20 protein-coding genes are annotated in these 25,810 nt (G+C 74.9%); 11 read left to right on the forward strand and 9 right to left on the reverse strand.

Going from position 1 to position 25,810, the window contains the following annotated elements; all coding sequences use genetic code 11:
• Window positions 1–17: 17 nt before the first annotated feature.
• The gene (locus ACIP4P_RS03735; RefSeq protein ID WP_400914346.1) at window positions 18–1,025 is read right to left on the reverse strand and encodes an NADP-dependent oxidoreductase; all 1,008 of its coding nucleotides are present in this window, start codon (window positions 1,023–1,025) and stop codon (window positions 18–20) included.
• 157 nt (window positions 1,026–1,182) lie between these two features.
• On the opposite strand from ACIP4P_RS03735, the gene ACIP4P_RS03740 reads away from it, so the two are divergent.
• A complete protein-coding gene (locus tag ACIP4P_RS03740; RefSeq protein ID WP_400914348.1) occupies window positions 1,183–1,740 on the forward strand; it encodes a Uma2 family endonuclease in 558 nt (185 codons plus the stop codon).
• A gap of 5 nt (window positions 1,741–1,745) precedes the next feature.
• On the opposite strand, the gene ACIP4P_RS03745 is transcribed toward ACIP4P_RS03740, so the two are convergent.
• Genes ACIP4P_RS03745 through ACIP4P_RS03755 form a run of 3 tightly spaced genes read right to left on the reverse strand, consistent with a single transcriptional unit; the run spans window position 1,746 to window position 4,434 of the window.
• Window positions 1,746–2,222 carry a GerMN domain-containing protein gene (locus ACIP4P_RS03745; protein WP_400914349.1) on the reverse strand — a complete coding sequence of 159 codons (477 nt, stop codon included), beginning with the start codon at window positions 2,220–2,222 and terminating at the stop codon, window positions 1,746–1,748.
• On the reverse strand, window positions 2,219–3,757 hold the full coding sequence (locus ACIP4P_RS03750) for a sensor histidine kinase (RefSeq protein ID WP_400914351.1): 1,539 nt from the start codon (window positions 3,755–3,757) through the stop codon (window positions 2,219–2,221). Before ACIP4P_RS03750 ends, ACIP4P_RS03745 begins: the two co-directional genes overlap by 4 nt.
• Entirely contained in the window at window positions 3,754–4,434 is a 681-nt protein-coding gene (locus ACIP4P_RS03755; RefSeq protein WP_400914353.1) for a response regulator, read from the reverse strand. The genes ACIP4P_RS03750 and ACIP4P_RS03755 overlap by 4 nt, the downstream gene beginning before the upstream one ends.
• A gap of 227 nt (window positions 4,435–4,661) precedes the next feature.
• On the opposite strand from ACIP4P_RS03755, the gene ACIP4P_RS03760 reads away from it, so the two are divergent.
• Entirely contained in the window at window positions 4,662–5,438 is a 777-nt protein-coding gene (locus ACIP4P_RS03760) for a polysaccharide deacetylase family protein (protein ID WP_400914442.1), read from the forward strand.
• A gap of 24 nt (window positions 5,439–5,462) precedes the next feature.
• On the opposite strand, the gene ACIP4P_RS03765 is transcribed toward ACIP4P_RS03760, so the two are convergent.
• Window positions 5,463–6,212 carry a TetR/AcrR family transcriptional regulator gene (locus ACIP4P_RS03765; protein WP_400914355.1) on the reverse strand — a complete coding sequence of 250 codons (750 nt, stop codon included), beginning with the start codon at window positions 6,210–6,212 and terminating at the stop codon, window positions 5,463–5,465.
• A gap of 113 nt (window positions 6,213–6,325) precedes the next feature.
• On the opposite strand from ACIP4P_RS03765, the gene ACIP4P_RS03770 reads away from it, so the two are divergent.
• Entirely contained in the window at window positions 6,326–7,486 is a 1,161-nt protein-coding gene (locus ACIP4P_RS03770; RefSeq protein ID WP_400914357.1) for an FAD-dependent oxidoreductase, read from the forward strand.
• Window positions 7,487–7,555: 69 nt separating this feature from the next.
• Here ACIP4P_RS03770 and ACIP4P_RS03775 read toward each other — a convergent pair whose 3' ends face one another.
• Window positions 7,556–8,437: an alpha/beta fold hydrolase gene (locus ACIP4P_RS03775; RefSeq protein ID WP_400914359.1), complete on the reverse strand. Its 882-nt coding sequence runs from the start codon at window positions 8,435–8,437 to the stop codon at window positions 7,556–7,558.
• A 161-nt stretch (window positions 8,438–8,598) separates the two neighbouring features.
• Here ACIP4P_RS03775 and ACIP4P_RS03780 point away from each other — a divergent pair, with 161 nt between their 5' ends.
• Complete coding sequence (locus ACIP4P_RS03780) at window positions 8,599–10,581, forward strand: BTAD domain-containing putative transcriptional regulator (RefSeq protein ID WP_400914361.1); 1,983 nt, start codon at window positions 8,599–8,601, stop codon at window positions 10,579–10,581.
• 56 nt (window positions 10,582–10,637) lie between these two features.
• On the opposite strand, the gene ACIP4P_RS03785 is transcribed toward ACIP4P_RS03780, so the two are convergent.
• A complete protein-coding gene (locus ACIP4P_RS03785) occupies window positions 10,638–13,214 on the reverse strand; it encodes a collagenase (protein WP_400914364.1) in 2,577 nt (858 codons plus the stop codon).
• Between the two features lie 281 nt (window positions 13,215–13,495).
• On the opposite strand from ACIP4P_RS03785, the gene ACIP4P_RS03790 reads away from it, so the two are divergent.
• Both ACIP4P_RS03790 and ACIP4P_RS03795 read left to right on the forward strand, forming a co-directional pair.
• Complete coding sequence (locus tag ACIP4P_RS03790; RefSeq protein WP_400914366.1) at window positions 13,496–13,642, forward strand: hypothetical protein; 147 nt, start codon at window positions 13,496–13,498, stop codon at window positions 13,640–13,642.
• 334 nt (window positions 13,643–13,976) lie between these two features.
• Window positions 13,977–15,179: an acyl-CoA dehydrogenase family protein gene (locus ACIP4P_RS03795; RefSeq protein WP_350510647.1), complete on the forward strand. Its 1,203-nt coding sequence runs from the start codon at window positions 13,977–13,979 to the stop codon at window positions 15,177–15,179.
• 71 nt (window positions 15,180–15,250) lie between these two features.
• On the opposite strand, the gene ACIP4P_RS03800 is transcribed toward ACIP4P_RS03795, so the two are convergent.
• The gene (locus tag ACIP4P_RS03800) at window positions 15,251–16,117 is read right to left on the reverse strand and encodes a LysR family transcriptional regulator (RefSeq protein WP_400914369.1); all 867 of its coding nucleotides are present in this window, start codon (window positions 16,115–16,117) and stop codon (window positions 15,251–15,253) included.
• A gap of 237 nt (window positions 16,118–16,354) precedes the next feature.
• On the opposite strand from ACIP4P_RS03800, the gene ACIP4P_RS03805 reads away from it, so the two are divergent.
• The 5 genes from ACIP4P_RS03805 (at window position 16,355) to ACIP4P_RS03825 (ending at window position 24,688) form a co-directional block, all read left to right on the forward strand.
• Window positions 16,355–18,004 carry an ABC transporter substrate-binding protein gene (locus ACIP4P_RS03805; RefSeq protein ID WP_400914372.1) on the forward strand — a complete coding sequence of 550 codons (1,650 nt, stop codon included), beginning with the start codon at window positions 16,355–16,357 and terminating at the stop codon, window positions 18,002–18,004.
• Window positions 18,001–19,008, forward strand: a complete 1,008-nt coding sequence (locus ACIP4P_RS03810) for an ABC transporter permease (protein WP_400914374.1) — start codon at window positions 18,001–18,003, stop codon at window positions 19,006–19,008. The genes ACIP4P_RS03805 and ACIP4P_RS03810 overlap by 4 nt, the downstream gene beginning before the upstream one ends.
• Window positions 19,009–19,012: 4 nt before the next feature.
• Window positions 19,013–19,876, forward strand: a complete 864-nt coding sequence (locus tag ACIP4P_RS03815) for an ABC transporter permease (RefSeq protein WP_400914376.1) — start codon at window positions 19,013–19,015, stop codon at window positions 19,874–19,876.
• On the forward strand, window positions 19,873–21,702 hold the full coding sequence (locus ACIP4P_RS03820; protein WP_400914378.1) for a dipeptide ABC transporter ATP-binding protein: 1,830 nt from the start codon (window positions 19,873–19,875) through the stop codon (window positions 21,700–21,702). The genes ACIP4P_RS03815 and ACIP4P_RS03820 overlap by 4 nt, the downstream gene beginning before the upstream one ends.
• A gap of 148 nt (window positions 21,703–21,850) precedes the next feature.
• Entirely contained in the window at window positions 21,851–24,688 is a 2,838-nt protein-coding gene (locus ACIP4P_RS03825) for an AAA family ATPase (RefSeq protein WP_400914381.1), read from the forward strand.
• Here the strand turns inward: ACIP4P_RS03825 and ACIP4P_RS03830 are convergent.
• The gene (locus ACIP4P_RS03830; protein WP_400914384.1) at window positions 24,637–25,791 is read right to left on the reverse strand and encodes an LLM class flavin-dependent oxidoreductase; all 1,155 of its coding nucleotides are present in this window, start codon (window positions 25,789–25,791) and stop codon (window positions 24,637–24,639) included. The two genes, ACIP4P_RS03825 and ACIP4P_RS03830, sit on opposite strands and share 52 nt — an antisense overlap.
• Between the last annotated feature and the right edge of the window lie 19 nt (window positions 25,792–25,810).

Genomic DNA, 25,810 nt, shown 5'->3' on the forward strand with positions numbered 1-25,810 from the left:
GGCCGCCCCGGGGGTGCTCAGGTCAGCCGGAGCACCAGCTTGCCGGTGTTCTCACTGCGGAACAGCATCCCGAAGGTCTCCGGGAAGTCCGCGACGGTGCCCTCGACCAGGTGCTCCTTGACCTTGATCCGGCCCTCGGCGATCCAGCCGGCGAGCTCGGCGGCCGCCTCGGTGTAGCGGCGGGCGTAGTCGAAGACCACGAACCCCTCCATCCTGGCCCGACGCACCAGCAGGGACAGGTAGTTGGACGGGCCCTGCACGGCCTCCTCGTTGTTGTACTGGCTGATCGCGCCGCAGACCACCACCCGGGCGTGCATCGCCAGGCGGGTCAGCGCGGCGTCCAGGACCGGGCCGCCGACGTTGTCGAAGTAGACGTCGATGCCGTCCGGGGCGTGGGTGCGCAGCGCCTTGCGGACGTCCTCGGAGCGGTAGTCGATCGCCGCGTCGAAGCCGAGTTCCCCGGTGAGCAGCGCGCACTTCTCCGGCCCGCCGGCGATGCCGACCACCCGGCAGCCCTTCACCTTGGCGATCTGGCCGACCATGGTGCCGACCGCCCCGGCGGCGCCGGAGACCACCACGGTCTCGCCCTCCTTCAGGGCGCCGACCTCCAGCAGCCCGAACCAGGCCGTCATCCCGGGCATGCCGAGCGCCCCGAGGTAGGTGGACAGCGGGGCGAGCGCGGGATCGACCTTGAGCGCCCCCTTGCCGTCGGACACCGCGTACTCCTGGACCCCGAAGGACCCCACCACGTGGTCGCCGACCTGGAACCGGGGGTGGTTGGACGCCACCACCTCGACCACCGACCCGGCCCGCATCACCTCGCCCAGCCCCACCGGCGGCAGGTACGACGGCCGGTCGTCCAGCCACCCGCGCATCGCCGGGTCCAGCGACACGTAGCGCGTCCGCCCCAGGAACTCCCCCTCCCCGGGCACCGCCACGGGCTCCTCCACGTGCGCCCAGTCCTCGGGCCGCACCTCCCCGACCGGTCGACGGGCAAGGCGGATCTGGCGGTTGACTCCGGTCATGGCAACTCCTGGGGGCGCGCTCGGCGGTGGACACGGACAGGCGTCCGAGTCTAAGCAAGCGCTTAGTCATCTGACCAGAGAATGTCCGGATCCAGTGGGTTGGGCGTGGTGGGGTGCCAGGCTGTGCGGAGATCGGCGCGACAGAGGAGAACACCACGTGAGGACAGTGCAGGTCGGCCCTGGCGACTACGGCCGCGTGGCGAACCCGGAGCAAGCACTGAAGTACGCGATGCATCGCATGGAGCGTGAACGCTACGAGCTCGTCGAAGGTGTCATCACCCCCGTGCGTTCGTCCTGGGCGCGCGAGCGAGTCATCGATGTGCTCCGCGAGCAGGTCGGGCCGCGCATGCGTGAACTGGGCCTGCGAGCCGGTTCCGGCAGTCTCGATCTGCCGGGTTCGGCGAATTTCTACCTGCCGGGCATGGCGCTCGTGCCGGACGAACTGGCCAAGACCGAGGAGGTGTTGTTGCCGAGTCAGACGGCTCTGGTGGTGGAGGTGACCGAGCTCTCGGAGGTGTATACCGAGTGTCGTCGCCGGTACGCGCAGTACGGTGCGCCACTGCACCTGCTGGTGGACCGTCTGGAGCGGAGTTGCACGCTCTCCTCCGGACCCAGTGGGCTCGGATATACCCGGACCGTGGGGCCACATCCCTTCGGTGTGCCGGTACGACTCCCCGAGCCCTTCGAACTCGACCTGGATACCAGCGAGTTCTGAGGCGGTCAGCCTGCGCGGTGGAGGTCGCACTCCTGGTGGATGGCGGAGGGGGCGTCGCTGCTGAGGATGGCGATCTTGGGGGCGGGGCCGGGGGCGGGGGCGTCCTCGGCGGTGCAGACGAGTTGTTGGATGGCTGCGGCGCTGAGGGAGGCGGCGGGCCAGGAGAGGCGGAGGGTGACGGTGCCCGGGGTGGTGGTGGCCTGGACGCGGCCGCCGACGGGCAGCTCGCTGCGGAGGCCGGAGCGGTCCTCGGCGCGGTCGGGGCCGGCGGCCAGGCTGTCCAGGGTCTGCTGGAGGTCCTCGCGTTGGGCCCCGGGGCGGATGGTCAGGCGGGTGCCGTGCTGGTCCAGGAAGTAGAGCCTGGTCCCCGGCTGGATGCCGGTGGCGGCCTGGCCGCTCTTCACGGCGCCGGTGGTGGCGATCGAGCAGCCGCAGGCGGTGAGGAGCAGGGCGGCCACGGCGGTCAGGCGGCGGGGGGTCACTCGGTCTCCTCGGTGTCGAGGCCGCGGGGCAGGATGAGGGTGAACACCGCGCCGCCGCCCGGGGCGTTGGCGGCCTCGATGGCGCCGCCGTGCAGCCGGGCGTTCTCCTGGGCGATGGCGAGGCCGAGGCCGCTGCCCTCGGAGCGGGCGCGGGCCTTGTCGGCCTTGTAGAAGCGGTCGAAGAGGTGGGGGAGGGCGGCGGGCGGGATGCCCGGGCCGTGGTCGGTGACGGTGAGCACCAGGGTGTCGTCGGAGCCGCGCAGCGCGACCCGGACGGGCGGGCGGCCGTGGCGCAGGGCGTTGCCGGCCAGGTTGGCGACGATGACGTCGAAGCGGCGCGGGTCGAGTTCCGCGGGCAGGGCGGCGGGCAGGTCGAGGGTGAGCCGGTCGAGCCAGCCGCGCAGGTCGAGGGTGTCGCGGACGGCGGTGGCGGCGTCGATCCGCTCGGCGCGCAGCGGGGCGGCCCCGGCGTCCAGTCGGGAGATCTCGATCAGGTCGTTGACCAGTCGGGTGAGTCGTACGGTCTCCTTGCTGATCATCCGCAGGGCGGCGGCGGTGTCGGCGGGGAGCTGTTCGGCGTCCTCGTCGAGGATGTCGGTGACGGCGAGCATCGCGGCCAGCGGGGTGCGCAGTTCGTGGGAGACGTCGGCGGCGAAGCGCCGGCCCTGGGATTCGACGGCGCGCAGTTCCTCGATGGTGCCCTGGAGGGTGCGGGCGGTGTGGTTGAAGGTCTTGGACAGCTGGGCGAGTTCGTCGTGCCCGGTGACGGTGAGCCGGGTGTCCAGCCGGCCCTGGGCGAGGGCGTGGGCGGCGTCGCCCAGGGCGCGGACGGGGCGCAGCACCTGGCGGGCGGCGAGCAGGGCCAGTCCGGCGGCCAGGACGGCGGCGAACGCCCCGGCCCCGGCGGCCGCGGCGAGCAGGGCGTCGGCGGCGCTCTGCTCGCGGTCGAGCGGCAGTGCGGCGTAGACGGTGAGCCCGGAGGGGCCGGTCGGGCCGGACGGCAGGGAGGCGGCGTAGGTGACGGGGACGCCCACGGCGAGCCACAGGTGGTCGTCGGCGCTGAACCGCTGGAAGGCGGCGCGGCCGCCGCCGACCACCCGTTCCAGGGTCGGGGGGACGGCGAAGGGCTGGGTCCACTCGGAGTGGGTGGTGCCGTACGCGGCCAGTACCCGCCAGTCCCGGAAGCCGCCGGTGCCGGACAACTCCCCCGCCAGCCGGTCGAGTTCGCCCTGGGTCGGTGGGAAGGGCAGGTCGGGGGCGAGGACGTCGACGCGTCGGCGCAGCTCGTCCAGGGCGGTGTCCTGGGTGAGGTCGAGGGTCGAGTTGGTGGCGGCCCGATAGGTGAGCACCGCGGTGGCCAGGGCGCTCAGCGCGGCGATGGCGACGAAGGCGACCAGCAGCCGCGGCCGCAGGCCCGCCACCGCGCGGCGCAGCCGCAGCAGTCGGGGCGGGCGGTCGTGCGGGGCCGGGTGCGTGGACGGGGCCGGGTGGTCGGGCGGGTCCGGCGGCTCGGCCGGGGTGTCGGCGCTGTTCACAGCGGTCCGAAGCGGTAGCCGAAGCCGCGCACCGTCTGGATGTAGCGCGGGGTCGAGGGGGTGTCCTCAAGCCTGGTGCGCAGCCGGTTCACCCCGGCGTCGACCAGGCGGATGTCCTCCTGGCGGCCCAACCCCCAGACGGAGTCCAGGAGTTGCTCGCGGCTGAAGACCCGGCCCGGGGCGGCGGCCAGTTCCAGCAGCAGCCGCAGCTCGCTGGGCGGCAGCGGGAGCGGGACGCCGCGCTTGGTGACGGTCAGCGCCGAGCGGTCCAGCACCAGGTCCCCGTGCGCCTCGCGCTCCGGCTCCGGGCCGTGGCCGGTGGCGCGGCGCAGCACGGCGCGGATCCGGGCGTCCAGGACGCGGGACTTCGCGGGTTTGACCACGTAGTCGTCGGCCCCGGCCTCCAGGCCGAGCACGGTGTCCACGTCGTCCCCGAGCGCGGTGAGCATGATCACCGGGGTGGGACCGGACCGCCGCAGCTGTCGGCACACCTCGAAGCCGTCGATGCCGGGCAGCATCAGGTCCAGCACGACCAGCTCCGGCGGCTCCTGCCGGGCCCGCTCCAGGCCCTCCTCGCCGGTGGCGGCGGTGCGCACCTCATGGCCCTGGCGGCGCAGGCCCAGCGCCAGCGCCTCCCGTACGGAGTCGTCGTCCTCGATCAGCAGTACCCGTGGCATGTCAGCCAGTATCGGGTGTTGACCTGCGGAAACGTACCTGCGGCGCGGGTCCGGGCCGGGTTGTTGCGAAATGCTCATACGCAGCTCACAGGGCGCGCAAGCGGGCGGCCGAGGGTGGTGGGCACCGAGACACCCCCGAGGAACCGAGGAGCACCGCCGTGCGCCAGCACCGAGAGCCGACCCCGACCGACGACGCCCCGCGCAGCTGGTACCCGCGGGCCGACCGGCTGCGACGCCCGTCCGGCCGGCGCGGCGCGGCCCTCGGGGTCGCCGCCCTCGGCGCGGCGGCGCTGACCCTGCTGGGCGTCGCCCAGGCCGTGAACCGGCCCGGCGCGGCCACCGCAGCCACCGCGGGCGGCGGCGCGGCCGCGGCGCCCGACCCGAACCTGGCATCGCCGCTGGTGGACATGAGCATCTCCCGGCGGTCCGAGGACCCGGGTAGGACCGTCAACCTCACCATCGACGACGGCCCGGACCCGCAGTGGACCCCGCGCGTCCTGGACGTGCTCGCCCGCAACGGTGCCAAGGCGGTCTTCTGCATGCTCGGCCCCAACGCCCAGGCGCACCCCGAGCTGGCCCGGAAGGTGGTCGCCGCCGGGCACCGGCTGTGCGACCACTCGGTGAGCCATGACACCGCGATGGACCACAAGGACGTGGCGTACCAGGAGAAGGAGATCGTCGACGGGCAGCGGATGATCCAGGAGGCCACCGGTGGCGCACCGGTCCCGTACTACCGGGCGCCCGGCGGGGCGTTCACCCCCGAGAGCCGGCAGATCGCCGCCGCCCACGGGATGCGTCCGCTCGGCTGGAACGTGGACACCCGGGACTTCGAACGGCCCGGGGTCGAGAAGATCGTCGAGACGGCGAAGGCGCAGCTGCGGATCGGTCCGACCGTCCTGCTGCACGACGGCGGCGGCAACCGGGCCCAGACCCTGGCGGCCCTGGAGGAGTTGCTGCCCTGGCTGACGGAGAACGGTTACGCCTTCAGCTTCCCGGAGCGGTGAGCACCCGGGCGCGGACGGCCCCGGTCAGCCGGCCGTGGGCCGCAGGCCGTCCAGGAGCAGGCCGAGGGCGAAGGCGAAGCGGTCGGGCCCGGTGCCGGAGGCCAGTTCGGCGGCGTGGCGCCGGGTGTGCGGGAAGCGGTCGGCCGGCAGGGCGGCGAAGCGGTCCACCACCTCGTCGTGGCTGAGCACCCACTCCTGGTCCTCGTTCCGGCGCCGTTGCCGGACCAGCGACTGTTCCAGCGCGTAGCCGGCGACGTAGAGGGAGAGCGCGTCGCGGGCCCAGCCGGCCGTCCTCGGGTCGATGCCGCCGGCGAGCAGGATCGCCAGGATGCCTTCGCCGACCCGCAGCGTCTCCAGGTTGGTGGGCACCGCGGCCAGCGCGGCGCGGGAGACCCCGGGGTAGCGCAGGTACAGGTCGCGGAGCTGCCCGTACACGCCGACCAGTTGCTCGCGCCAGGCGGCCGGGTCCGGTGCAGGGAGCACGACCTCGGCGTGGAGCCGGCCGATCAGCAGGTCGTCGAGGTCGTCCTTGTTGACGATGTGCGCGTACAGGGACGACGGGCCGGTGCCGAGCACGGCGGCGACCCGGCGGATGGTCAGCGCGTCGTACCCCTCGGCGGCGACCACCTCCAGGGCGGCGTCGGTGATCCGCTCGACGGTGATGGGCTGCTTGCGCGGCGCGGGCGCTGCGGCCCCTGCGGCGGGCTCCGCCGTGGGCCGGGCGGCGGGCTGGGCGTGGCGGGCCGCGCGGTGTCGGCGGGGATCGACGGACATGGCGGTCACCCTACCTTGACACGATCTAAGTTCGTTGAGTAGAACATTGTTCGTCGTGACGAACTTAGTTCGTCGAGGCGATCCGCGTTCGTATCGACGTCCGGAGGTGTGTGATGCGGGTTTCCGTGGTCGGAGCCGGTCTGGGAGGCCTGGCGCTCGCGCAAGGGCTGCGGGGCGCCGGGATCGAGGCCGAGGTGTTCGAGCGCGACCCGGGGCTCGGCGCCCGGTTCCAGGGCTACCGGCTGGTGCTGGACCCGGTCGGCTTCCAGGCGGTGCGCGACTGCCTGCCGACGCGCTGGCACCCGCTGCTGGACGAGATCGTGATGCCCGCCTCCGCCGAGCAGCTGGTCCTGGACCCGCAGCTGAACGAGATCGGCCGGCTCGGCGCCGCCCGGACCGGCATCGTGGTCGACCGGCAGGTACTGCGGCACCTGCTGCTGACCGGCCTCACCGTGCACACCGACGCCGCACTGACCGGCTACGACCGGTCGGCCGACGGCACCGTCCGGGCCCGGTTCGCCCGCCGCGACCCGGCCGCCGCCGACCTGCTCGCGACCGCGGACCTGCTCGTGGGCGCGGACGGCGTCGGCTCCGCGGTCCGCGGGCTGCTGTCGCCCGGGACCACCCCGACCGACACCGGCGTCCGGTTCGTCATCGGCCGCACCCCGCTGACCGACGCATTCGCCGGCCTGTCCAAGGCCTACGGCTCGAAGGTCACCGGCGATGGCGTCAGCCTGCTGCTCGGCGCGATGCGCTTCCGCACCCCGCCGAAGCAGGCCGCCGAGCGGCTGGCCCCCGAGGTCACCCTGCCCGACCTCGGCGACTACGTGCGCTGGGCGATGATCCTCCCGCCGGACGGCTCGCCGGGCGGCTCGGGCTCGCTGGGCGACCGGAGCGCCCAGGACGCCGTGCTGTCCCGGATGGACGGCTGGCACCCGGAGCTGCGCGCGCTGGTCGAGCAGGCCGACCCGGACAACAGCACCCTGCTGTCCATCCGGGTCGTCCACCCCGGCGAGCGCTGGGCGCCCGGCCCGGTCACCCTGCTCGGCGACGCCGTCCACGCCACCTCCCCGACCGGCGGCAACGGCGCCAACACCGCGCTGCGCGACGCCGACCTGCTGCGCCGCCGACTGGTCGAGGTGGCCGACGGCCGCCGGGAACTGCGCGACGCGGTCGACGACTACGAGCGGCAGATGTTCGGGTACGGCGCCGAGGCCGTGCGCAGCAGCCTGGAGCGGCTGCCCGCCTTCGCCCCCGGGGCGAAGCCGTCCTGAGGCCGCAACGGGGTCGGCGGGCGGGCCCCCGGCTCAGCGGGCCGGCAGGGTTCAGCGGGCCGGCAGGGTTCAGCGGGCCAGCAGGGCGCGGAGCTCGTCGGCGACCAGGGCGGGTGCCTCCTCGGCCATGAAGTGGCCGCAGTCGACGGTGCGGTGCACCAGGTCGGGCGCCCAGGCGCGCCACAGCGCGGCGGCGTCGAAGCCGAGGGCGGCGCCCCAGTCCTGCTGGAGCACGGTGACGGGCATCGCCAGCCGCCGTCCGGCGGCCCGGTCGGCGGAGTCGTGCTCGACGTCGATCCCGGCCGAGGCCCGGTAGTCGGCCACGATGGATGGGACGGCCGCCCGGCAGGCGGCCAGGTAGGCGGCGCGGACGTCGGCCGGGATCGCGGCGGCGTCGCGGGACCACAGGTCCAGGAAGTTGCCGAAGAACTCGTCCGCCGAGGCGGCGATCATCCGCTCGGGCAGGCCCGGCGGCTGGGCCATCAGGTAGAGGTGGAAGCCGACGGTCGCCGACACGCCGTGCATCACCTCCCACATGTCCAGGGTCGGCAGGACGTCCAGCGAGGCCAGGTGGGTGACCCGGTCGGGGTGGTCCAGGGCGGTGCGGAAGGCGACCAGCGCGCCCCGGTCGTGCCCGGCCAGGGCGAAGCGCCGGTGGCCGAGCGCGCCGGCCAAGGCGGCGATGTCGGCGCCCATGGTGCGCTTGGCGTAGGCCAGGCCGTCGGGGGTCTCGGCGGGCTTGTCGCTGGCGCCGTAGCCGCGCAGGTCGGGGCAGATCACGGTGTGCTCGGCGGCCAGGTCGGCGGCGACCTGCCGCCACATCAGGTGGGTCTGCGGAAAGCCGTGCAGCAGCACGACCGGGCTGCCCTGGCCGCCGATCGCGGTGTGCAGGGCGACGCCGTCGGCGACGGGCACCCGGTGGTACGCGAAGCCGGGGATGGTGACGGTCATGGGGGACCTCTCGCTCGGGGGCGGACGCTTCGAGCCTGCCGGGCCCGGATCAGCAACCGATCAGTACGCCGCACCCTCTAGCCTGACCTGCGGGAACGACGCGGAACCACGCGGAACGACACGGCCCGACACCGCACGGGCAAGGCAGGGGAAGGGGTGCGATGGCGCAGGTCGGGTTCGGGGTGCTCGGCGCACTGACCGCGGAGCGGGACGGCACCGCCCTCGCCCTCAAGGGGCCCCGGCACCGGGCCGTGCTGGCCCGGCTGATCGTGGCCCGCCGCCGGGTCGTCCCGGTCACCCGCCTGGTCGACGACCTGTGGGCCGACCCGCCGCCCGCCGCCCTCGGCGCCCTGCGCACCTTCGTCGCCGACCTGCGCCGGGTGCTCGAACCCGAACGGCCGCCGCGCGCCCCCGCCCGGCTGCTCGCCACCGAGGGCCCCGGGTACGTGCTGCGCCCGGAGCCGCAGGCGGTGGACGCCTGGCGGTTCGAGACGGCGGTCCAGGAGGCGGCCGGACTGCCCGCCGACCGGGCCCTGACCCGGCTGGACGGGGCCCTGGCCCTGTGGCGCGGTCCCGCCTACGCCGACCACGCGGACGAGGACTGGACCCGGGCCGAGCGGACCCGGCTCACCGAACTGCGGCTGCGCGCGGTCGAACAGCGGGCCGCGGCGCTGCTCGCGTTCGGCCGCGCCGACCAGGCCGTCCCCGACCTGCGGGCCCACCTCGCGGACCACCCCTGGCGGGAGGAGGCCTGGCGGCTGCTGGCCCTCGCCCAGTACCGCACCGGCCGGCAGGGCGAGGCGCTGGCCGTGCTGCGCGAGGCCCGGACGGTGCTCGCGGACGGCCTCGGGCTGGACCCCGGGCCGGCGTTGCGCCGGCTGGAGGCGGACATCCTCGCCCAGGACCCGGCGCTCGACCTGGGGCCTGACCCGGTGGACGACAGCGCCGCCGGCACCTCCACCGATGCCGCCGTGGCCCGGCTGTGGCAGCGCACGGCGACGGCGTACGACCGGACGCTGGCGCTCGGCGCGCGGGCCCGGCTGGAGAGCACCGTCGGCCTGATGCGCAGCCTGGCGGTCAGCGGCGGCGCCGGTCTGCACGCGGCCCGCGAGCAGCGGTCGGCGGTCATCGCGGCCGCGGAGGAGTACGGCGATCCGGAACTCACCGCCCGGGTGATCGGCGCCTTCGACGTCCCCGCGATCTGGACCCGCAGCGACGACCCCGAGCTCGCCGCCGGGGTGGTCGCGGCCGCCGAGCGGGCCCTCGTCGCGCTGCCCGCCGGGGACACCGCCGCCCGCTGCCGGCTGCTGGCCACCGTCGCGCTGGAGTCGCGCGGCAGCCGGGAGCCGCGGGCCCCGCAGGCGGCGCGTGCGGCGGAGGCGGTGGCCCGGCGGCTGAACGACCCGGCACTGCTGGCCTTCGCGCTGAACGGCCGGTTCATGCAGTCCTGCACCCGGGCCGGTCTCGCTCCCGAACGTGACGCCGTCGGTGCGGAGTTGGTGGATCTGTCGGCCCGGCACGGCCTGGCCGTGCACGAGGTGCTGGGCCGCCTGATCCGGCTCCAGTCAGCCTGCGCCCGCGCGGACTTCGCGGCCGGTGACCGGCACGCGGCGGCCGCCGAGAAACTGTCGGACCGTCATGAACTGCCCCTGGTAGGGGTGTTCACCGCCTGGTACCGGGCGCTGCGCTCGGCCGCCCGCGGCCGGACCGCAGAGGCGACGGCGGCGATGCGCGCGGCCGCCGCCGACCTGGCCGGGGCGGGCATGCCGGGACTGGAGACCGGGCTGCTGCCGCTGGCCCTGCTGGCTCTGCGGATCGCGGACGGGGAGCGCCGTCCCGAGGTGGACCTCGGCCTGGACTGGGGCCCGTACCGGCCCTGGGTGGAGCCGTTCGCGCTGCTCGCCGCCGGTGACCGGGACGCCGTCCGGGCCGCGCTGCGGGCGTTGCCGCCCTCGCCCGCCGATCTGCTGTACGAGGCCCGCTGCTGCCTGGAGGCCGTGCTGGTGGTGGAGTCGGGCGACGCGGAGCTGAGGGCCGGGGTGCGGGCCCGGTTGCGGCCCGCCGCCGGTGAGCTGGCCGGGGCCGGCAGCGGGCTGCTCACCCTCGGGCCGGTCGACCGCTACCTGGCCGCCTTGGCGGACTGACGCGCGGACGGCGCGCCCCCTCGGAAGGGGGCGCGCCGCGAGAGTCAACTCCAAGGTCAGAACTGGGTGCTGACGGTCACTCCGCTGAAGTCGGTGTTGGCGTACAGGCTGATGTAGCGGTAGCCGGCCGTCGGGTTGGTGACGGTCAGGCTCTGCGTGGTGCCGGGGTTGGTGGAGGAGGCGGTGAAGGCGGTGGGGGAGGCCCAAGTGTCGGCGTTGTAGTAGAGCGAGGCGTTGCCGGTGCCGCCGGAGGTGTTGACCTTCAGGGTGCTGGTGCCGGCCGGCAGGTAGACGTAGAAGTAGTCGAGGCCGCCGGCGGCGCGGGCCTGGTTCGGCCGGGCGCAGTTCTGGCCGAGGGCGTCGGTGCGCGGGTCGGTGCAGGTCGGCAGGGGGGTGGTGCCGCCGCCGGTGGTGACGACCACCGAGGTCGGGGTGCTGGCGGTCTTGCCCGCGCTGTCGGTGACGGTCAGGGCGACGGTGTAGGTGCCCGGGTTGGCGTAGGTGTGCACCGGGTTCTGCTGGTCGGAGCTGCTGCCGTCACCGAAGGTCCAGTGCCAGGAGGCCAGCTTCGCCTGGGAGTTGGTCTCCACCGACTTGTCGGTGAGGGTGACGGTGGCGCCGTCGACGGACTGGCCGAAGAGCGCGGTGGGGCCGTCGGCGTAGCAGGCGCCGCCGGCGCAGGCGTCGAGCCAGGCGTCGAAGTCGGCGTCGTAGGAGGTGCCGAGGCCGTTGTAGACCGCGTACCCGCCCTGGTAGTCACCGGTGCGGAAGTGGCCGAGCATGTTCTGCACGTCGGCGGGGTGCTTCTCCAGCATGTAGCGGACGGCCAGGTAGCCCCACGGGTAGGTGCGCACCGTGTCCGAGTTGTCGTAGGTGTTCTGGAAGACGGTGCTCAGCTTGTACCGGTGCGTCGCGGCCTCGGCCATCGCCTGGGTGTCGGTGGTGCCGCGGTAGGTGTAGGACTCGTACTCGGCGACGCCCTCGATCCACCAGATGTCCGGGACGGAGATCTCGGTGGTGAAGTTGCCCTTCATGTCGTAGATGTTGTCGAGGTAGTGGGTGTACTCGTGGTTGAGGTTCCACACGTTGGCGGGGAAGCCGTCGTTGTAGGACTTCTTGTACATCACCGACACGGGCTTGTTGGCGGGGTCGGTGACGTCCATGACGGTCTGGCCGCCGTTGTCGGTGGAGTTGTTGTAGATCGCCCAGGAGTACGTCAGGTAGTCGTCCCGGTTGGCGAAGACGGCCAGGGTGATGGTCTTGCCGTACTGGCCGGCGATCGGGCCGCTGTCCTTGACCATGCCGTGGAAGAAGGTGTCCTCGCCGCGCAGGCTCGCGCAGACGGTCGCCAGCTCCGCGGGGGTGAGGTCCTCGGTGCGGATGGTGCGGTTGTCGCACTCCAGGGTGTTGGGCAGGACGGCGGCGGTGAGCTTGCCGGGCAGGTCGCAGGTGCCGTAGTAGGAACAGCTCGCGTTGTCGTACCGGTTGGCGTTGTATGCGGTGTACACGTACAGCGGGCCGGTGCTTCCGGCGATGGGGGTGCCGTCCAGGACCTGCTTGACCAGCGGGCGGGTGAAGGTCGCCACGGCGCCGCCGTCGCCGGCGGTGCGGGCGAGGTCGTTGCCGGCGTTGACGTCGAGGAACTGGTTGGCGGTGCCGAGCAGGTCCTTGTGGCGCTGGGCGAAGGTGGCCAGGGAGGTGATCACGGCCGGGTCGGCGGCGATCGTGTTGACGTAGTCCGGGTTCCAGTTGGCCCGCCACAGCGGCGCGTAGAGCACGGCGTTGACGGCCTTGACCATCTTCGGGAAGGCGTTGTAGCCGTTGTCGTAGCCGTCCAGGACCTGCTGGTAGACCTTCAGGTACCGGCTCTGGATGTTGGCGCTGTCGGTGAGGACCAGCACCTCGTTGAGCACGGTGCCGTTGGCGTCGCTGACGTCGTGCCAGTGCGCGCTCGCGAAGAAGGCGTCCAGGCCGGCCTGGACGGCACCGGTGAGCGAGGCGTCGTACGGGCCCACGGTGCCCGCGTTGTTGGACTGGACGTAGTAGCCGGCCCGCAGGAAGAGCACCAGCTGCAGGATGTTCGCGGAGTTGTCGCCGGTGTAGTGCGCGGCCTGGGCCTTGAAGGCGTCGGCGACGGCGAGCATCTGCGACTGCTTGAAGACGCCGGCCGTGTCGGTGCCGGTGACGTTGAACAGCGTGTTGACGCAGTCCGTGGTCGAGCCCTGGACGAAGGAGACCAGGTCGGCGCCGCTGCGGGAGGCGAAGTCGGCGGGCAGGCAGCCGGCCGCGGCGGGGGCGGCCTGGGCGGTCAGCGCGTGCTTGGCCGACGTGGCGGCGGGGTGCCGGGGGGTCTGCTGCGGGCCGGTCTGGACGGCCGTCCCGGCGGGCTGGAGCGCCTGGCCGAGCAGCTCCGGCGGGAGCGGCGCGGCGGTGCGGCCCAGTTCCTCCGTGCCGGGCGCGGCGATCTCGGCGCCGAACGGCAGTGGCGCGGCGGGGGCGTGGGCCGCGGGGGCCTGCGCCGCCGGGGCCGCGGCGGGCGCCGGGGTGGCGGCGAGCGCGGGGGTCGGGAGCAGGGCGGCCGGGCCGGCGAGGGCGGCGGCCACCAGGAGCGGAAGGGATTGGCGCAGACGCACTGCGGTGTCCTTGTCCTGAGGTGGGGGCGGTGACGGGGCGTCGGTCGCGAGGCGGAGGGGGAGTTGACGTGTGACCTGTCACCGGAATCAGGGTCAGAACAATGTCACAGGTTATATGGCATCGCAAGGGTGTGCGGGGGGTGGAGCGGCCCGCTCCCGGGGGGTTCAATGGACCGGGTCAAAATCAGGCAAAGCCCTTGCCATCGATAAGCGTTCGCGTTCGGTACCGATCGCAAGTCGGGTGTGGACGGGCCGTGGTCGCAGCCTGCATGCTCGACTCCATGGTGGGGAACGGGAGTGCGAAGCGGGGTGGCCGGGACTCGGCCCGGCCGCTCGCCTGCCCGCGACTCCTCCCCGCGCCGATGCCGCTGCTGACCAGCCGTCGCATCGTCGACTTCGGCCTGCTCTGCTCGGCCAGCTGTCGCTGAGCCGACGCCCGCGGCGTTCCCCGGTCGGCCCTCGGGGCCGACCCCGGCCCGTTCCCCCGGCCCGCCGACCCGTGGGGGCGAAGCCCCGGCCGTGAACCGGCCCGGAGTCCGAACGCCCGGTCCGACCCTCCGCCCATGTCACCGGCCGTCAGCCGTACGACCGTGGCCCGCGCTCCGGCGGGCCGGCCCGCGCACCGATGCGGTGGTCCGTTGCACCGATGCGGTGGTCCGTCGCACCCGAACCCGAACCGGTTCGGCGCGGAACGCACCTGACTCATCGTCAATGTGCGAGAACAGCTGACGAGTTGGCCTGCCACAACCTCAAGGAACCGCCATGACCAGCCACCTCAGCCCCGACGTCGCACCCGCCGAGCGCGGGATCCGGCTGCCCCGGCCCGACCTCGACCGCCTCGACGAGATCACCGCGGCGCTGGCGAAGACCGCCGCCCGGTACGACCGGACCGGGGAGTTCCCGCACGAGGCGATCCGACTCCTGCACGACGCCGGGCTGTTGACCGCGACGGTGGAGCAGAAGTGGGGCGGGCCCGGCGTGAGCTTCGCCGACCTGGCGCGCATCCTGCTGGCCCTGGGCCGCGGGGACACCTCGGTCGCGCTGATCGCCTGCATGACGCTGGTGCCGCACGCCCTGGAGAGCGGCCGGCCCTGGCCGGAGGCGCTGTACCGGCGGATCCTCGCCGAGTCGGCGGAGCGGCCCACCCTGCTCAACCACGCCCGGGCGGAGCCCGACACCGGCCGCGGCGGCGGCACGGTGGCCCGGCGGACCGCCGACGGCTGGGCGATCACCGGTCGGAAGCGGTTCGTGACCGGTGCGGAGGGGCTGAGCTACTTCCTGCTCTGGGCCACCACCGACGAGGTGGTCCCGCAGTCGGTCGTGTTCGTGGTGCCGGGCGGCTCGCCGGGCATCGAGATCCTGCCGACCTGGCGTCAGCTGGGCATGCGGGCCACGGTCAGCCACGAGGTGGTGTTCACCGACGTCCGGGTCGCGGCGGAGGACCTGATCCGCTTCGGCGACCCGGGGGCGCCGGCGCCGGACGCGGACCCGGGTGCGGACCAGGACCACGCCAACTCCGTCCTGCTGATCTCGGCCGCGCTGTACCTGGGCGCGGCGCGGGCCGCCCAGGACTTCGTGCACCACACCGGCGTCACCAAGGTGCCCGCCCACCTGGGCCGGCCGATCGCGGCCGGTGAGCGGTTCCGGCAGGTGGCCGGGGAGATCGAGGTGCTGCTGTCCACCGCCGAGCAGCTGGTGTTCGGCATCGCGGGCCGACTGGACCGGGGCGAGGTGGTCTCGGCGAACGAGGCGCTGGCGGCGAAGGTCGCGGTGATCCGCAACCTGACCCGGGCGGTGGAGGCGGCGGTGCGGTTGCTGGGCAGCTCGGCGCTGTCCCAGGACAACCCGCTGGAGCGGATCTTCCGGGACGTCCAGGCGGCGGGGGTGCACGCCCCGCAGGAGGACCCGGCCCTGGTCGGCATCGGGACGGCCGCCCTGAACGACTACCTGCGGCAGCTGGGATGACCTCCCGGCCCGGTCCCGATCCCGGCCCCGGTGTCCGCCCCGGTGCCGCTGCCGCCCGTCGACGGCCGGGCTCAGCCGGTCGGCCCGGGCACGCTCAGCGAGTCCAGCGCCGAGCGCAGCGCCCGGGTCAACAGGCCGGGCGCGCCCGGACGGTAGCGCAGGTAGAGGCCCTCCGGGGGCACCGGCGGCAGGTCGCGGATCCGGACCAGCCCGGTCGGCAGCGGGCCGTGGTCGGCGAGCAGGGCGATGCCCAGCCCGGCGCGCAACGCGCTCAGCACGCCGGTGAACTGGGCCGCCTCGGCGACCACCGTGACGCCCCGGCCCGCGCCGCCGAGCGCGGTGAGCGCGCGCTCGCGCAGCACGCAGGGGCCGTCGACGGCGACCAGCGGCACCGGCGCGCCCCGCTCGGGCAGCCGCCAGTCCGGGGCCGCGAACCAGGACAGCGGCACCCCGCCGGCCCGGACGCTGCGCGGGTGGCCGGGGTTGCCGAGGAACACGGCGGCGTCCACGGTGCCCCGGTCGATCGCCTCGTGCAGCGCACCGCTGCGGTCGAGCCGGAAGCGGACGGTGTGGCCGGGGCAGTCGGCGAGCACCGAGCGGCTGATCACCGGCAGCAGGCCCTCGGCCGCGAGCTCGGTGGAGCCGATCAGATAGGTGGGGCGGACGGTCTCGACGAGGCCGAGCCGGGAGAGCGCCTCGTCGTGCGCGGCGAGCACCCGGCGGGCCTCGGTGAGGGCGGCCTCGCCGTCGCCGGTGAAGCGCATGCCGCGGCCCTGGCGTTCCACCAGTGGTCGGCCGATGATCCGTTCCAGCCGCCGCACGTGCTGGCTGACGGCGGACTGGGAGATTTTCAACGCCTCCGCGGCGCGGTGGAATCCGCCGTTCTCGGCTATTGCGACCATGCTGCGCAGCGCGGCGATGTCCAGTGTTCTCGTCACCCTTCGAGCCTAACAGCGGGCGAACTCGCCGAGGGGGGGTCCGGCGACCTCCGAATTCCTTCCGGAGACGGTCCGGGAAAGTCCCCAACAGGCCTTCTCCGGCGATGACCTGGCGATGAGTCACCGTCGCCTCGGCGCCGGGTCCGTGCCGACCTGGCGATGACTCGGCGCCGACTCGGTAATGACATGAAAACGCAACACGCGGAAACAGAAACAGCTTTCGGGAAAAAGGAACCCATGCACATATTCAGACCCGTGGTGGCCCGGGTCCTGGTGTCCACCGTGGCCGGGTCGCTGCTGCTGGCCGGCTGCTCCGGCCAGGGCGGCGGCACCGCGGCCGGGGACAAGCCGGTTTCGGGCGGCACCCTGACCTACGCCGTCGACACCGAACCGGTGTCCTGGGACCCGCACGTGTCGACCCAGGACCTGACCGCCGAGTTGCAGCGGCAGGTCCTGGATTCCCTGGTCTCCGAGGACGCCGACGGGACGTTCCACCCCTGGCTGGCGACTTCCTGGGAGTCGGCCCCGGATCTGCGCAGCTTCACCTTCCACCTGCGCAAGGACGTGAAGTTCCAGGACGGCACGCCGTTCGACGGCACGGCGGTGAAGGCGAATTTCGACCACATCGTGGCGAAGGAGACCAAATCCCAGTTCGCGGCGAGCCTGCTGGGCTCCTACACCGGCACCACGGTGCTGGACCCGTACACCGTGCGGGTGGAGTTCGCCCAGCCCTCGGCGCCGTTCCTGCAAGCGGCGAGCACCAGCTATCTGGGGCTCTACTCGCCCAAGGCGCTGGCCTCGGACGCGGCGAAGCTCGGGCAGGGCGGGCCGGTGGACGTCGGCAGCGGGCCGTTCCGGTTCACCGGCTACAGCAAGGGCCAGCAGGCGGTGTTCGAGAAGAACCCCGACTACCGCTGGGGCCCGCAGAACGCGGCGCACACCGGCCCGGCGCACCTGGACAAGGTCGTGGTGCGGTTCCTGCCGGACGCCGCGGTGCGGGTCGGCGCGCTCACCAGCGGCCAGGTGCAGGTGGCCAAGGCGGTGCCACCGCAGAACGCGGCGACGGTGAAGGCCGACCCGGCGCTGAGGCTGGTCACCCGGGAGCAGCCGGGCGGCAACTACAACCTGTGGCTGAACGGCTCGCTGGCGCCGCTGGACGACCAGCGGGTGCGGCAGGCGATCCAGCGCGGCATCGACCTCGACCTGGACGTGAAGACCGTGCAGTTCGGGCAGTTCCCGCGGGCCTGGAGCCCGATCTCCTCGATCACCCCGGGCTACGACAAGTCGCTGGAGCACGCCTGGCCGTACGACCGGGCACTGGCCGACCGGCTGCTGGACGAGGCGGGTTGGACCGGGCGGGACTCCGACGGCTACCGCACCGCGAACGGCCGGCGGCTCAGCGTGCAGTGGCCGCAGCTGTCGGCCAACGCCACCCAGCAGGGCCGGGACATCCTCGGCCAGGCGATCCAGGCCGACCTGCGGAAGATCGGGGTGGAGGTGGTCCGCCCGTCGCTGGACGTCGGCGCCTACTCGACCCTGGTGTACGGCGGGAAGGCGAACATCGTCGACCTGGCCTGGGCCCGGTTCGAGCCGGACGTGCTCTGGCAGTTCCTCAACTCGGCCAGCGCGCCCGCCAAGGGCGGCATCAACCCGACCTTCCTGCCCGACCAGCAGCTCGACCAGCTCACCGACCGGGGCCGGGCGACGCTCGACGCCACCGAACGCGGGCAGGTCTACGCCAAGGTGCAGCAGCGGGCGATCGACCTGGCCGTGGTCGTCCCGGTGTACACCCCGGTCGCGCTGACCGGCGTCTCGGCGAAGGTCGGCGGGCTCGGCTTCGACCCCGACACCTGGCTGGACTTCTACGACGCCTGGCGGACCCCGTGACCACCCACCAGGCGCCGCCGGTGGCCGACCGGGCCGGGGCGGTGGAGCCCGCCGCGGCGCGGCCGCCCCGGCTGCCGGCCCTGCTGCGGGCCGGGCTGCGGCGGCTGGTCGGTGCGCTGGCGGTGCTGTTCGGCGCCGCGACGCTGGCCTTCGCCGCGCTCCAGCTGATCCCGGGCGACCCGGTCGCCACCCTGCTCGGCCCGGCCACCACCACCCCGCCCGAGGTGCGCGAGGCGATCCGGCACGACCTCGGCTACGACCAGCCGGTGGTGGTGCAGTACCTGCACTACCTGGGCGGACTGCTGCGGGCCGACCTCGGGCAGTCCTACCAACTGCAGCGCCCGGTGTCCGACCTGATCGCCGAGCAGCTCGGCCCGACCGCCCAACTCGCCCTGACCGCCGTCCTGCTGGCGCTGCTGATCGCGGTGCTCTCGGCGGTGGCCACGGCCGGGCGGCGGCCCGCGCTCAAGGCGCTGACCGGCGCCTGGGAGCTGGTGGCCGTCTCCACCCCGTCCTACTGGCTGGGCCTGGTGCTGCTGACGGTGTTCTCCTTCCAGCTGAGGCTGTTCCCGGTGGCCGGGGCGGACGGCGTGGCGGCCCTGGTGCTGCCCGCCGTCACCCTGGCGCTGCCGCTGGCCGGGACCCTGGCGCAGGTGCTGCGCGAAGGCCTGGAGGCGGCGCTCGGCCAGCCCTTCGCGGTGACGGCGCGGGCCCGCGGACTGAGCAGGGCCGGGGTCGTGCTGCGGCACGCGCTGCGGCACGCGGCCGTTCCGCTGATGACCCTGACCGGCTGGCTGACCGGCTCGCTGCTGGGCGGGACGGTGCTGGTGGAGTCGGTGTTCGGCCGGCCCGGGGTCGGCTCGCTGGTGCTCGCCGCCGTGAACAGCCGGGACGTGCCGGTGGTGATCGGGGTGGTGCTGCTGTCCGCGCTGGTCTTCGTGGTGATCTCGACGGCGGTCGACCTGCTCGCCGGCGTCCTCGATCCGCGACTCGGGAACAGGTGATCCGGTGGCCCTCGCCCCTCCTTCCGCCGTCCGTGCGGCCTCGCCTGGTGCGGCCTCGGCCCGCCGGGCCGTCCGACTGCCGCCCCCGGCCGTGCTGGCCGCCGGTGCCGTGCTGCTGCTGATCCTGCTGGCCGGGCTGCTCACCGGGGTGTCGCCGACCGCGACCGACCCGGTGAACGCCCTGCAACCCCCGGGCGCCGCCCACCCGTTGGGCACCGACCAGCTCGGCCGGGACGTGTTCGCCCGGCTGGTGCACGGCGCCGGCCCGGCGCTCGCCCTCGGCTTCGGCTCCACCGTGCTCGCGGTGGTCGGCGGCGCGGCGCTCGGCCTGGCCGCCGCGCTCGGCGGCCCGGTCGCCGACCGACTGCTGATGCGCGCCGCCGACGTGCTGCTCGCCCTCCCCGCGACCCTGCTGGCGCTGCTGGTGATCGCCGTCCTGGGCACCGGCACCGGCAACCTGGTGCTCGCCATCGGCATCGCCCTGGTGCCCGGCTACGGACGGCTGGTGCGCTCCGAAGCCCTGCTGGTGCGCCGCTCGGGTTACGTCGAGGCCGCCGTCACCCTCGGGGTGCCGCGCCGGTCGCTGATCCTGCGCCACGTGCTGCCCAACTCGCTGGCCCCGCTGCTGACCCTGGCCACCGTCGGCTTCGGCACCGCGCTGATCGCCGCCTCCGGCCTCAGCTTCCTCGGCCTGGGACCGCGCCCGCCCTCCCCCGAGTGGGGGGCGATGCTCTCCGAGGGGCGCGGCTTCCTGGCGACCGCCTGGTGGCTCGGGGTGTTCCCGGGCGCCGCCGTGACCCTCACCGTGGCGGCCGTCACCGTGGTCGGCCGCCACCTCCAGCAGCGATTCACCCGGAGGTCCCCGTGACCGTCACCCCGTCACCCCTGCTCGCCGTCGACGGCCTCCAGGTCGCCTTCGGGACCGGCCCCGACGTGGTGCGCGAGGTCTCGCTCACCCTGGGGCGCGGCGAGTGCCTGGCCCTGGTCGGCGAATCCGGCTCCGGCAAGAGCGTCACCGCCCGGACCCTGGTCGGCATGACCGGACGCCATGCCCGGGTCCGGGCCCGGCGGCTGGAGTTCGACGGCCTCGACCTCGGCGCGCTCACCGAACGGCGCTGGCGGCAGCTGCGCGGGCGCCGGATCGGCCTGGTGCTCCAGGACGCCCTGGTCTCGCTCGACCCGCTGCGCACCGTCGGCGCGGAGATCACCGAGGCCCTGCGGGTCCACCGCACGGTCGACCGCCCCCGCGCCCGCGCACGGGTCCTGGAACTGCTCACCGACGTCGGCGTGCCGGAACCGCAGCGCCGCGCCGGACAGTACCCGCACCAGCTGTCCGGCGGGCTGCGCCAGCGCGCGCTGATCGCCTCGGCGCTGGCGGCCGGCCCGGAACTGCTGCTCGCCGACGAACCCACCACCGCGCTGGACGCCACCGTCCAGGCCCAGGTGCTCGACCTGCTCGGCGACCTGGTCGACCGGGGCACCGCGCTGCTGCTGATCAGCCACGACCTCTCGGTGGTCGAGCGGCTGGCGCACCGGGTCGCGGTGATGTACGCGGGCGTGGTGGTCGAACAGGGCCCGGCCGGACAGGTCCTCGGCGACCCGCAGCACCCGTACACCAGGGCACTGCTGGCCGCCGTGCCAGGGCGGACCGGCCGGGGCCGGCCGCTCTCGGCGCCCCGCCCGTCGAACCCGGCCGCCGGGCCCGACGGCTGCCCGTACGCGGCCCGCTGCGCCCTGGCCGACGACCGCTGCCGCCGGGAGCTGCCGGCCGCCCCGACCGCCGCGGACGCCGCGGCCGGGCACACCGCCCGCTGCTGGCACCCGGGCGGCCCGCTGCCGCTGGCGCCGGCGGCGGCCGAGCCGCGCCCGCTCGCCGCCGCCGCTTCCGCCACCGCTGCGGGGCGGAGCGCGGAACCGGCGGTGCTGCTGGAGGTGGACGGCGTCTCCAAGACCTACCGGGGCCAGGACGGCACCGCGCACCGGGTGGTGCGGGACGTCTCCTTCACCGTGACGGCCGGCGAGACCCTCGGCCTGGTCGGCGAGTCCGGCTCCGGCAAGACCACGCTGGCCCGGATCGCACTCGGCCTGCTGGAACCCGACACCGGCGCGGTGCGCTTCACCGGTGAGCCGTGGAGCGGCCTGCCGGAGCGGCGGCGCCGACCGCGCCGCGGACTGCTCCAACTGGTCCAGCAGGACCCGCTGAGCTCCTTCGACCCCCGGCACGACGTACGCCGGATCCTCGCCGAGGCGCTGGCCGCCACCGGCGTGCCGCGTGGCCCGGCCCGGGACGCCCGGGCGGTGGAACTGCTGGACCAGGTCGGCCTGCCCGGCACGGTGCTGCGCGGCCGCCCGGCCCAGCTGTCCGGCGGGCAGCGGCAGCGGGTGGCGATCGCCCGGGCACTGGCCACCGGGCCCCGGCTGCTGGTCTGCGACGAGCCGGTGTCGGCCCTGGACGTGTCGATCCAGGCCCAGGTGCTGGACCTGCTCTCCACACTCCAGCGGGAGCTGGGCCTGGCCCTGCTGTTCGTCTCGCACGACCTGGGGGTGGTGCACCACCTCAGCGACCGGCTGATCGTCCTCAAGGACGGCGAACTGGTGGAGTCCGGCACCGTGGACGAGGTCTTCGACCACCCCGAACACCCCTACACCAGACGACTGCTGGCGTCGGCGGCGGGCGGCAGCCGGGTGGGCTGAACGGAACGGGCGGCGGGGGCGGCGGGGGCGGCGTACGGCGGACAGCGCGGTCCGGCGGACGGAGCAGCGGCGGAACAGAACGGAACGGAACAGCACCGGGGTGGGCGACGGAAGCCGACCCGCCCCGGCCAGGCAACGGGGAGCCGACGTGAATCCTGTCGAACGCGACACACAACTGGACCGCTTCGCACGGCTGTTGGACGACTGCCTGGACGGCAGCGGCGGCCTGCTCGCCGTCTCCGGCCCGGCCGCCTGCGGCCGGACCGAGCTGCTGCGCGCCTTCACGGCCGCCGCCGAGGCCCGCGGCGCGCTGGTGCTCACCGCGACCGCCCGCTGCTCGGAGCGCACCGTGCGCTTCGGCGTCCTGCAGCAACTGCTGCGCCAGCCCGACCTGCCCCCGGCCGTCCGGACGGCCGCCCTGGCCCTGCTCGGCGGGCCGGACACCGCCGAACCCTGCCGGGAGGACCCGCCGGGCACCGGACAGGTCCCCTCCCAGGTCGACCAGGACCTGTGGCTGCTGCTGCACACCCTGGCCGCCCGCACCCCGCTGGTGCTGGCCGTGGACGACCTCCAGCACGCCGACCCGGCCTCCCGGCAGACCCTGATCCACCTGGCCACCCGGTCCCCGACCGCCCCCGTGCTGCTGGTCGTCACCGAACCCGACCCGCCCACCGACTCCGGCACCGACCGCGACTGGTGGACCGCCCTGCTGCGCCTGCCGCACCTCACCCGGCTGCGGGTCGACCGGCTCAGCGAACACGGCGCCGGGCAGCTGCTCACCGTACTGCTCGGCGCACCCCCGGCCCGACCCGCCGTCTGGTACCGGCTCACCGGCGGCAACCCGCTGCTGCTGCGCGCCCTCGCCGAGGACTGCGCGGGCGCCGGCCCGGCCGTCGAACCGGTGCCCGGCCCCGCCTTCGCCCTGGCCGTACGGGCCTGCCTGCACCGGGCCGGCGCCGCGGCCGCCGAACCGGCCCGGGCCCTCGCGGTGCTGGCCGAGTCCGGCTCCACCGACCTGCTGCCCCAGCTCCTCGGCGGCCCCGCCCGGGACGTGCTGACCGCCCTGACCGCGGGCGGCCTGGTCGTCGACGGCCGACTGCGCGGCCCGGCCGTCGCCCGGGCCGTCCTGGACGGGCTGCCGCAACCGGACCGGGCGGCCCGCCAGCTGCGCGCCGCCCGCCTGGTGTACGAGAGCGGCGGCACCCCGGAGTCCGTCGCCGCCCACCTGCTGGCCGCCCGCGACGCCACCGAACCGTGGGCCCGGCCGGTGCTGCTGGACGCCGCCCGGGCGGCGCTGCGCCGCGACGACGACGCCTTCGCCGAATCCTGCCTGGCCCTGGCCGGCACGGCCGGTGACACCGAGACCGCCCTGCTGCGCGGCATCGTCCGCTTCCGCACCGACCCGCAGGCCGCCTACCGGCTGGTCCGCCCACTCACCGACCGGCTGGACGACCTGGCGGACGGCGAACGGATCGGACTGCTGCGGATGCTCAACTGGCACGGCACCGAGGCCGAGATCACCCGCACCCTCACCGGCCTCGACCCGGCCGCCGGCCCGCTGCGCGACGAGCTCACCCGGGCGCTGGAACAGGTCCGCTCGATCGCCCCGCACCTGGTGCCGCCCGGCCACCCCGCACCGCCGCCCGGCCTGCCCGCCGGGGAACCCCAGCAGCGCTCCCTGCTGGCCCTGCCCCGGGTGCTGCGCACCGGCGGCACCTCGGAGGACATCCGCACCGCCGAACTGGTGCTGCGCACCACGCCGTTGGAGGACACCGCCTACGGCGCGCTGCAGTCCGCGCTGTACGTGCTGCTGTACGCGGACCGGGCGGACCTCGCGGCGCCCTGGTGCGCGAACCTGCTCCGGGACACCGCCGGGCGCCGGATCCCGGTCTGGCAGGCGCTACTGACCGCCACCATGGCGGAGATCGCCCTGCGGCTCGGCCAGGTGGCCGAGGCTGCCCGGCACGCCCGGCAGGCACTGGCCCTGCTGCCCTCCGGCGGCTGGGGCGTCTGGCTGGGCGCGCCGCTGGCGGCGCTGCTGCTCGCCTCCGCCGCACTCGGCCCGACCCCCGAGGCGGAGCCCGGACTGCCCACGCTGCCGGAGCGGCTCACCCGCACCCGCTACGGGGCCCAGTTCCTGCACGCCCGCGGCCGGCACCGGCTGGCGGCGGGCGCGGCGGACGCGGCGCTGGAGGACTTCACCCGCTGCGGACGGCTGTTGGAGGAATGGGGGCTGGACGTGCCCTCCTTCGTGCCCTGGCGCGCCGACGCGGCCCGGGCCCTGCTGGCGCTGCGCCGCCCGGAACAGGCCCGCCGGCTGGCGCTGGCCCAGGCGGCGCACCCGGCGGCCCAGCGGCCGCGTACCCGGGGGCTGTCGCTGCGGGCGCTGGCCGCCTGCGAGCCGGACCGCCGGGTCGAACTGCTCCAGCAGGCCGTCGAGTCGCTGGACGAGGCCGGGGACCGGCTGGAACTGTCCTGGGCGCTCGCCGAGTTGGCCGAGGCCCAGCTCGCGGCGGGCCGCCGCCAGGCCGGTCGGGAGGCGCTGCGACGGGCCCGGGAGGGCGCCGAGGAGCTGGGCCTCGGGCCGCTGCTTGCCCGGCTGAAGGGGTCGGCCGAGGAGGAGGACGACTCGGGGCTGAGCGCCTCGGAACGCCGGGTCGCGGAGCTGGCGGCGGCCGGGCACTCCAACCGGGCGATCGCCGAGCAGCTGTTCATCACGGTCAGCACGGTGGAGCAGCACCTCACCCACACCTACCGCAAGCTGCGGGTCAAGGGCCGCTCCGAGCTGGCGCGTTCGCTGCCGCCGGGCGCGGGCCGGCCGGCTGCGGACCGGCCTGCTGCGGACCGGCTGTCCGTGGAGCGGTCGGCTGCGGACCGGCTGTCCTCGGAGCGCCACGGCACGGGGCGGCGTGCCGTGACCCGTCCGACCGCGGCTCAGGGCGCGGTGCCCAGAGCCAGCCGCTCGCGCAGCGTCTCCTCGGCGTAGTCGGTGCGGTAGGCGCCGCGCCGCTGGAGTTCGGGCACCAGGCCGGTGGCGATCGCCGGGAGGTCGTGCGCGGTGGTGGCCGGGCGGAGCCGGTAGCCGGTGAGCCCGGCCTGCTGCCACTCCTGGAGCAGGTCGGCGAGTTCGGCGGGGGTGCCGGCGAAGATCGGCGCGTCCGAGGTGTGCTCGGTGCCCAGGGTGGCGTCCAGCCGGTCCCGGCGGGCCTTGGCGGCGCCCGGTTCGGCGTCCAGGTGGACCAGGACGTCGGCGAAGACGTGCACGGTCCGCCCGGCCCGGCCGACCGCCTGCTGCTCGGCGCGGATCTCGGTGACGGCGGTGCGGACGTCGTCGACGCCGTGCGGGGTGATCGAGACCACGTCGGTGACCTGGGCGCCGTACCGCCAGGGGACGCTGATGTGGGCGAGGGTGAACACCACCGGGTGGCCCTGCGGCGGGCGCGGGGCGGTGGACGGGTCGGGGAGCAGCGGCCACTCGCCCGCGTCACCCCCGTCGCCGTCCGAGCCCCCGTCGCCGTCGGCGGCGAAGCGGCCGGGGGCCAGCGCGCGCAGGGCCTGCTCGTCGGTGGTGCCGTCCCACAGCGCCCGGACCACCCGGACCAGCTCGGCCGCCCGGTCGAAGCTCTGCTGGATCTGCGCCTGCACCTCGGGCAGGAACAGCGTCTCCAGCGGGATCGGCCTGGTCGGGCTGAGCTGGGTGCGCAGCCCGGCGCGGCCGGCGCTGAGGTGGTCCAGGGTGGCCACCGCCTTGGCGATCGGGGCGGGTCGGCCGGAGTTGACCACGACGGTGGGGATGATGCCGAGGTGCCGGGTGCGGGCGGCCAGGGCGCCGGCCAGGGTGAGCGCGTCCAGGCGGTGCAGGGTGTGGCCGAGCCGGCGGTCCAGTTCCTCGCCGGGGCCGGGGGCGCGGGACAGCGGGTCCTCGACGGTGACGAAGTCGAGCAGCCCGGCCTCCGCCTGGCGGGCCTGGGCGGCCCAGTGGTCGAGGGTGAACGGCCGGGGGTCGGCCTCCGGCTGGTGGCGGGCGGCCGGGTGCCAGCCGGCTCCGTCGAGGGCGGCGGCGAGGTGCAGGTGGTGCGGTGTGCTCACGGGGACGTGCCTTTCCGGG

The sequence above is a fragment of the Kitasatospora sp. NPDC089509 genome, assembly GCF_044749365.1.
Taxonomy (GTDB): Bacteria; Actinomycetota; Actinomycetes; order Streptomycetales; family Streptomycetaceae; genus Kitasatospora.

Coding starts and splice junctions, on each gene's coding strand:
- ACIP4P_RS03735 (WP_400914346.1), bottom strand. CDS start 1,025: ATGACCGGAGTCAACCGCCAGATCCGCCTTGCCCGTCGACCGGTCGGG.
- ACIP4P_RS03755 (WP_400914353.1), bottom strand. CDS start 4,434: ATGCCACGGGTACTGCTGATCGAGGACGACGACTCCGTACGGGAGGCG.
- ACIP4P_RS03765 (WP_400914355.1), bottom strand. CDS start 6,212: ATGTCCGTCGATCCCCGCCGACACCGCGCGGCCCGCCACGCCCAGCCC.
- ACIP4P_RS03770 (WP_400914357.1), top strand. CDS start 6,326: ATGCGGGTTTCCGTGGTCGGAGCCGGTCTGGGAGGCCTGGCGCTCGCG.
- ACIP4P_RS03775 (WP_400914359.1), bottom strand. CDS start 8,437: ATGACCGTCACCATCCCCGGCTTCGCGTACCACCGGGTGCCCGTCGCC.
- ACIP4P_RS03780 (WP_400914361.1), top strand. CDS start 8,599: ATGGCGCAGGTCGGGTTCGGGGTGCTCGGCGCACTGACCGCGGAGCGG.
- ACIP4P_RS03790 (WP_400914366.1), top strand. CDS start 13,496: ATGGTGGGGAACGGGAGTGCGAAGCGGGGTGGCCGGGACTCGGCCCGG.
- ACIP4P_RS03795 (WP_350510647.1), top strand. CDS start 13,977: ATGACCAGCCACCTCAGCCCCGACGTCGCACCCGCCGAGCGCGGGATC.
- ACIP4P_RS03805 (WP_400914372.1), top strand. CDS start 16,355: ATGCACATATTCAGACCCGTGGTGGCCCGGGTCCTGGTGTCCACCGTG.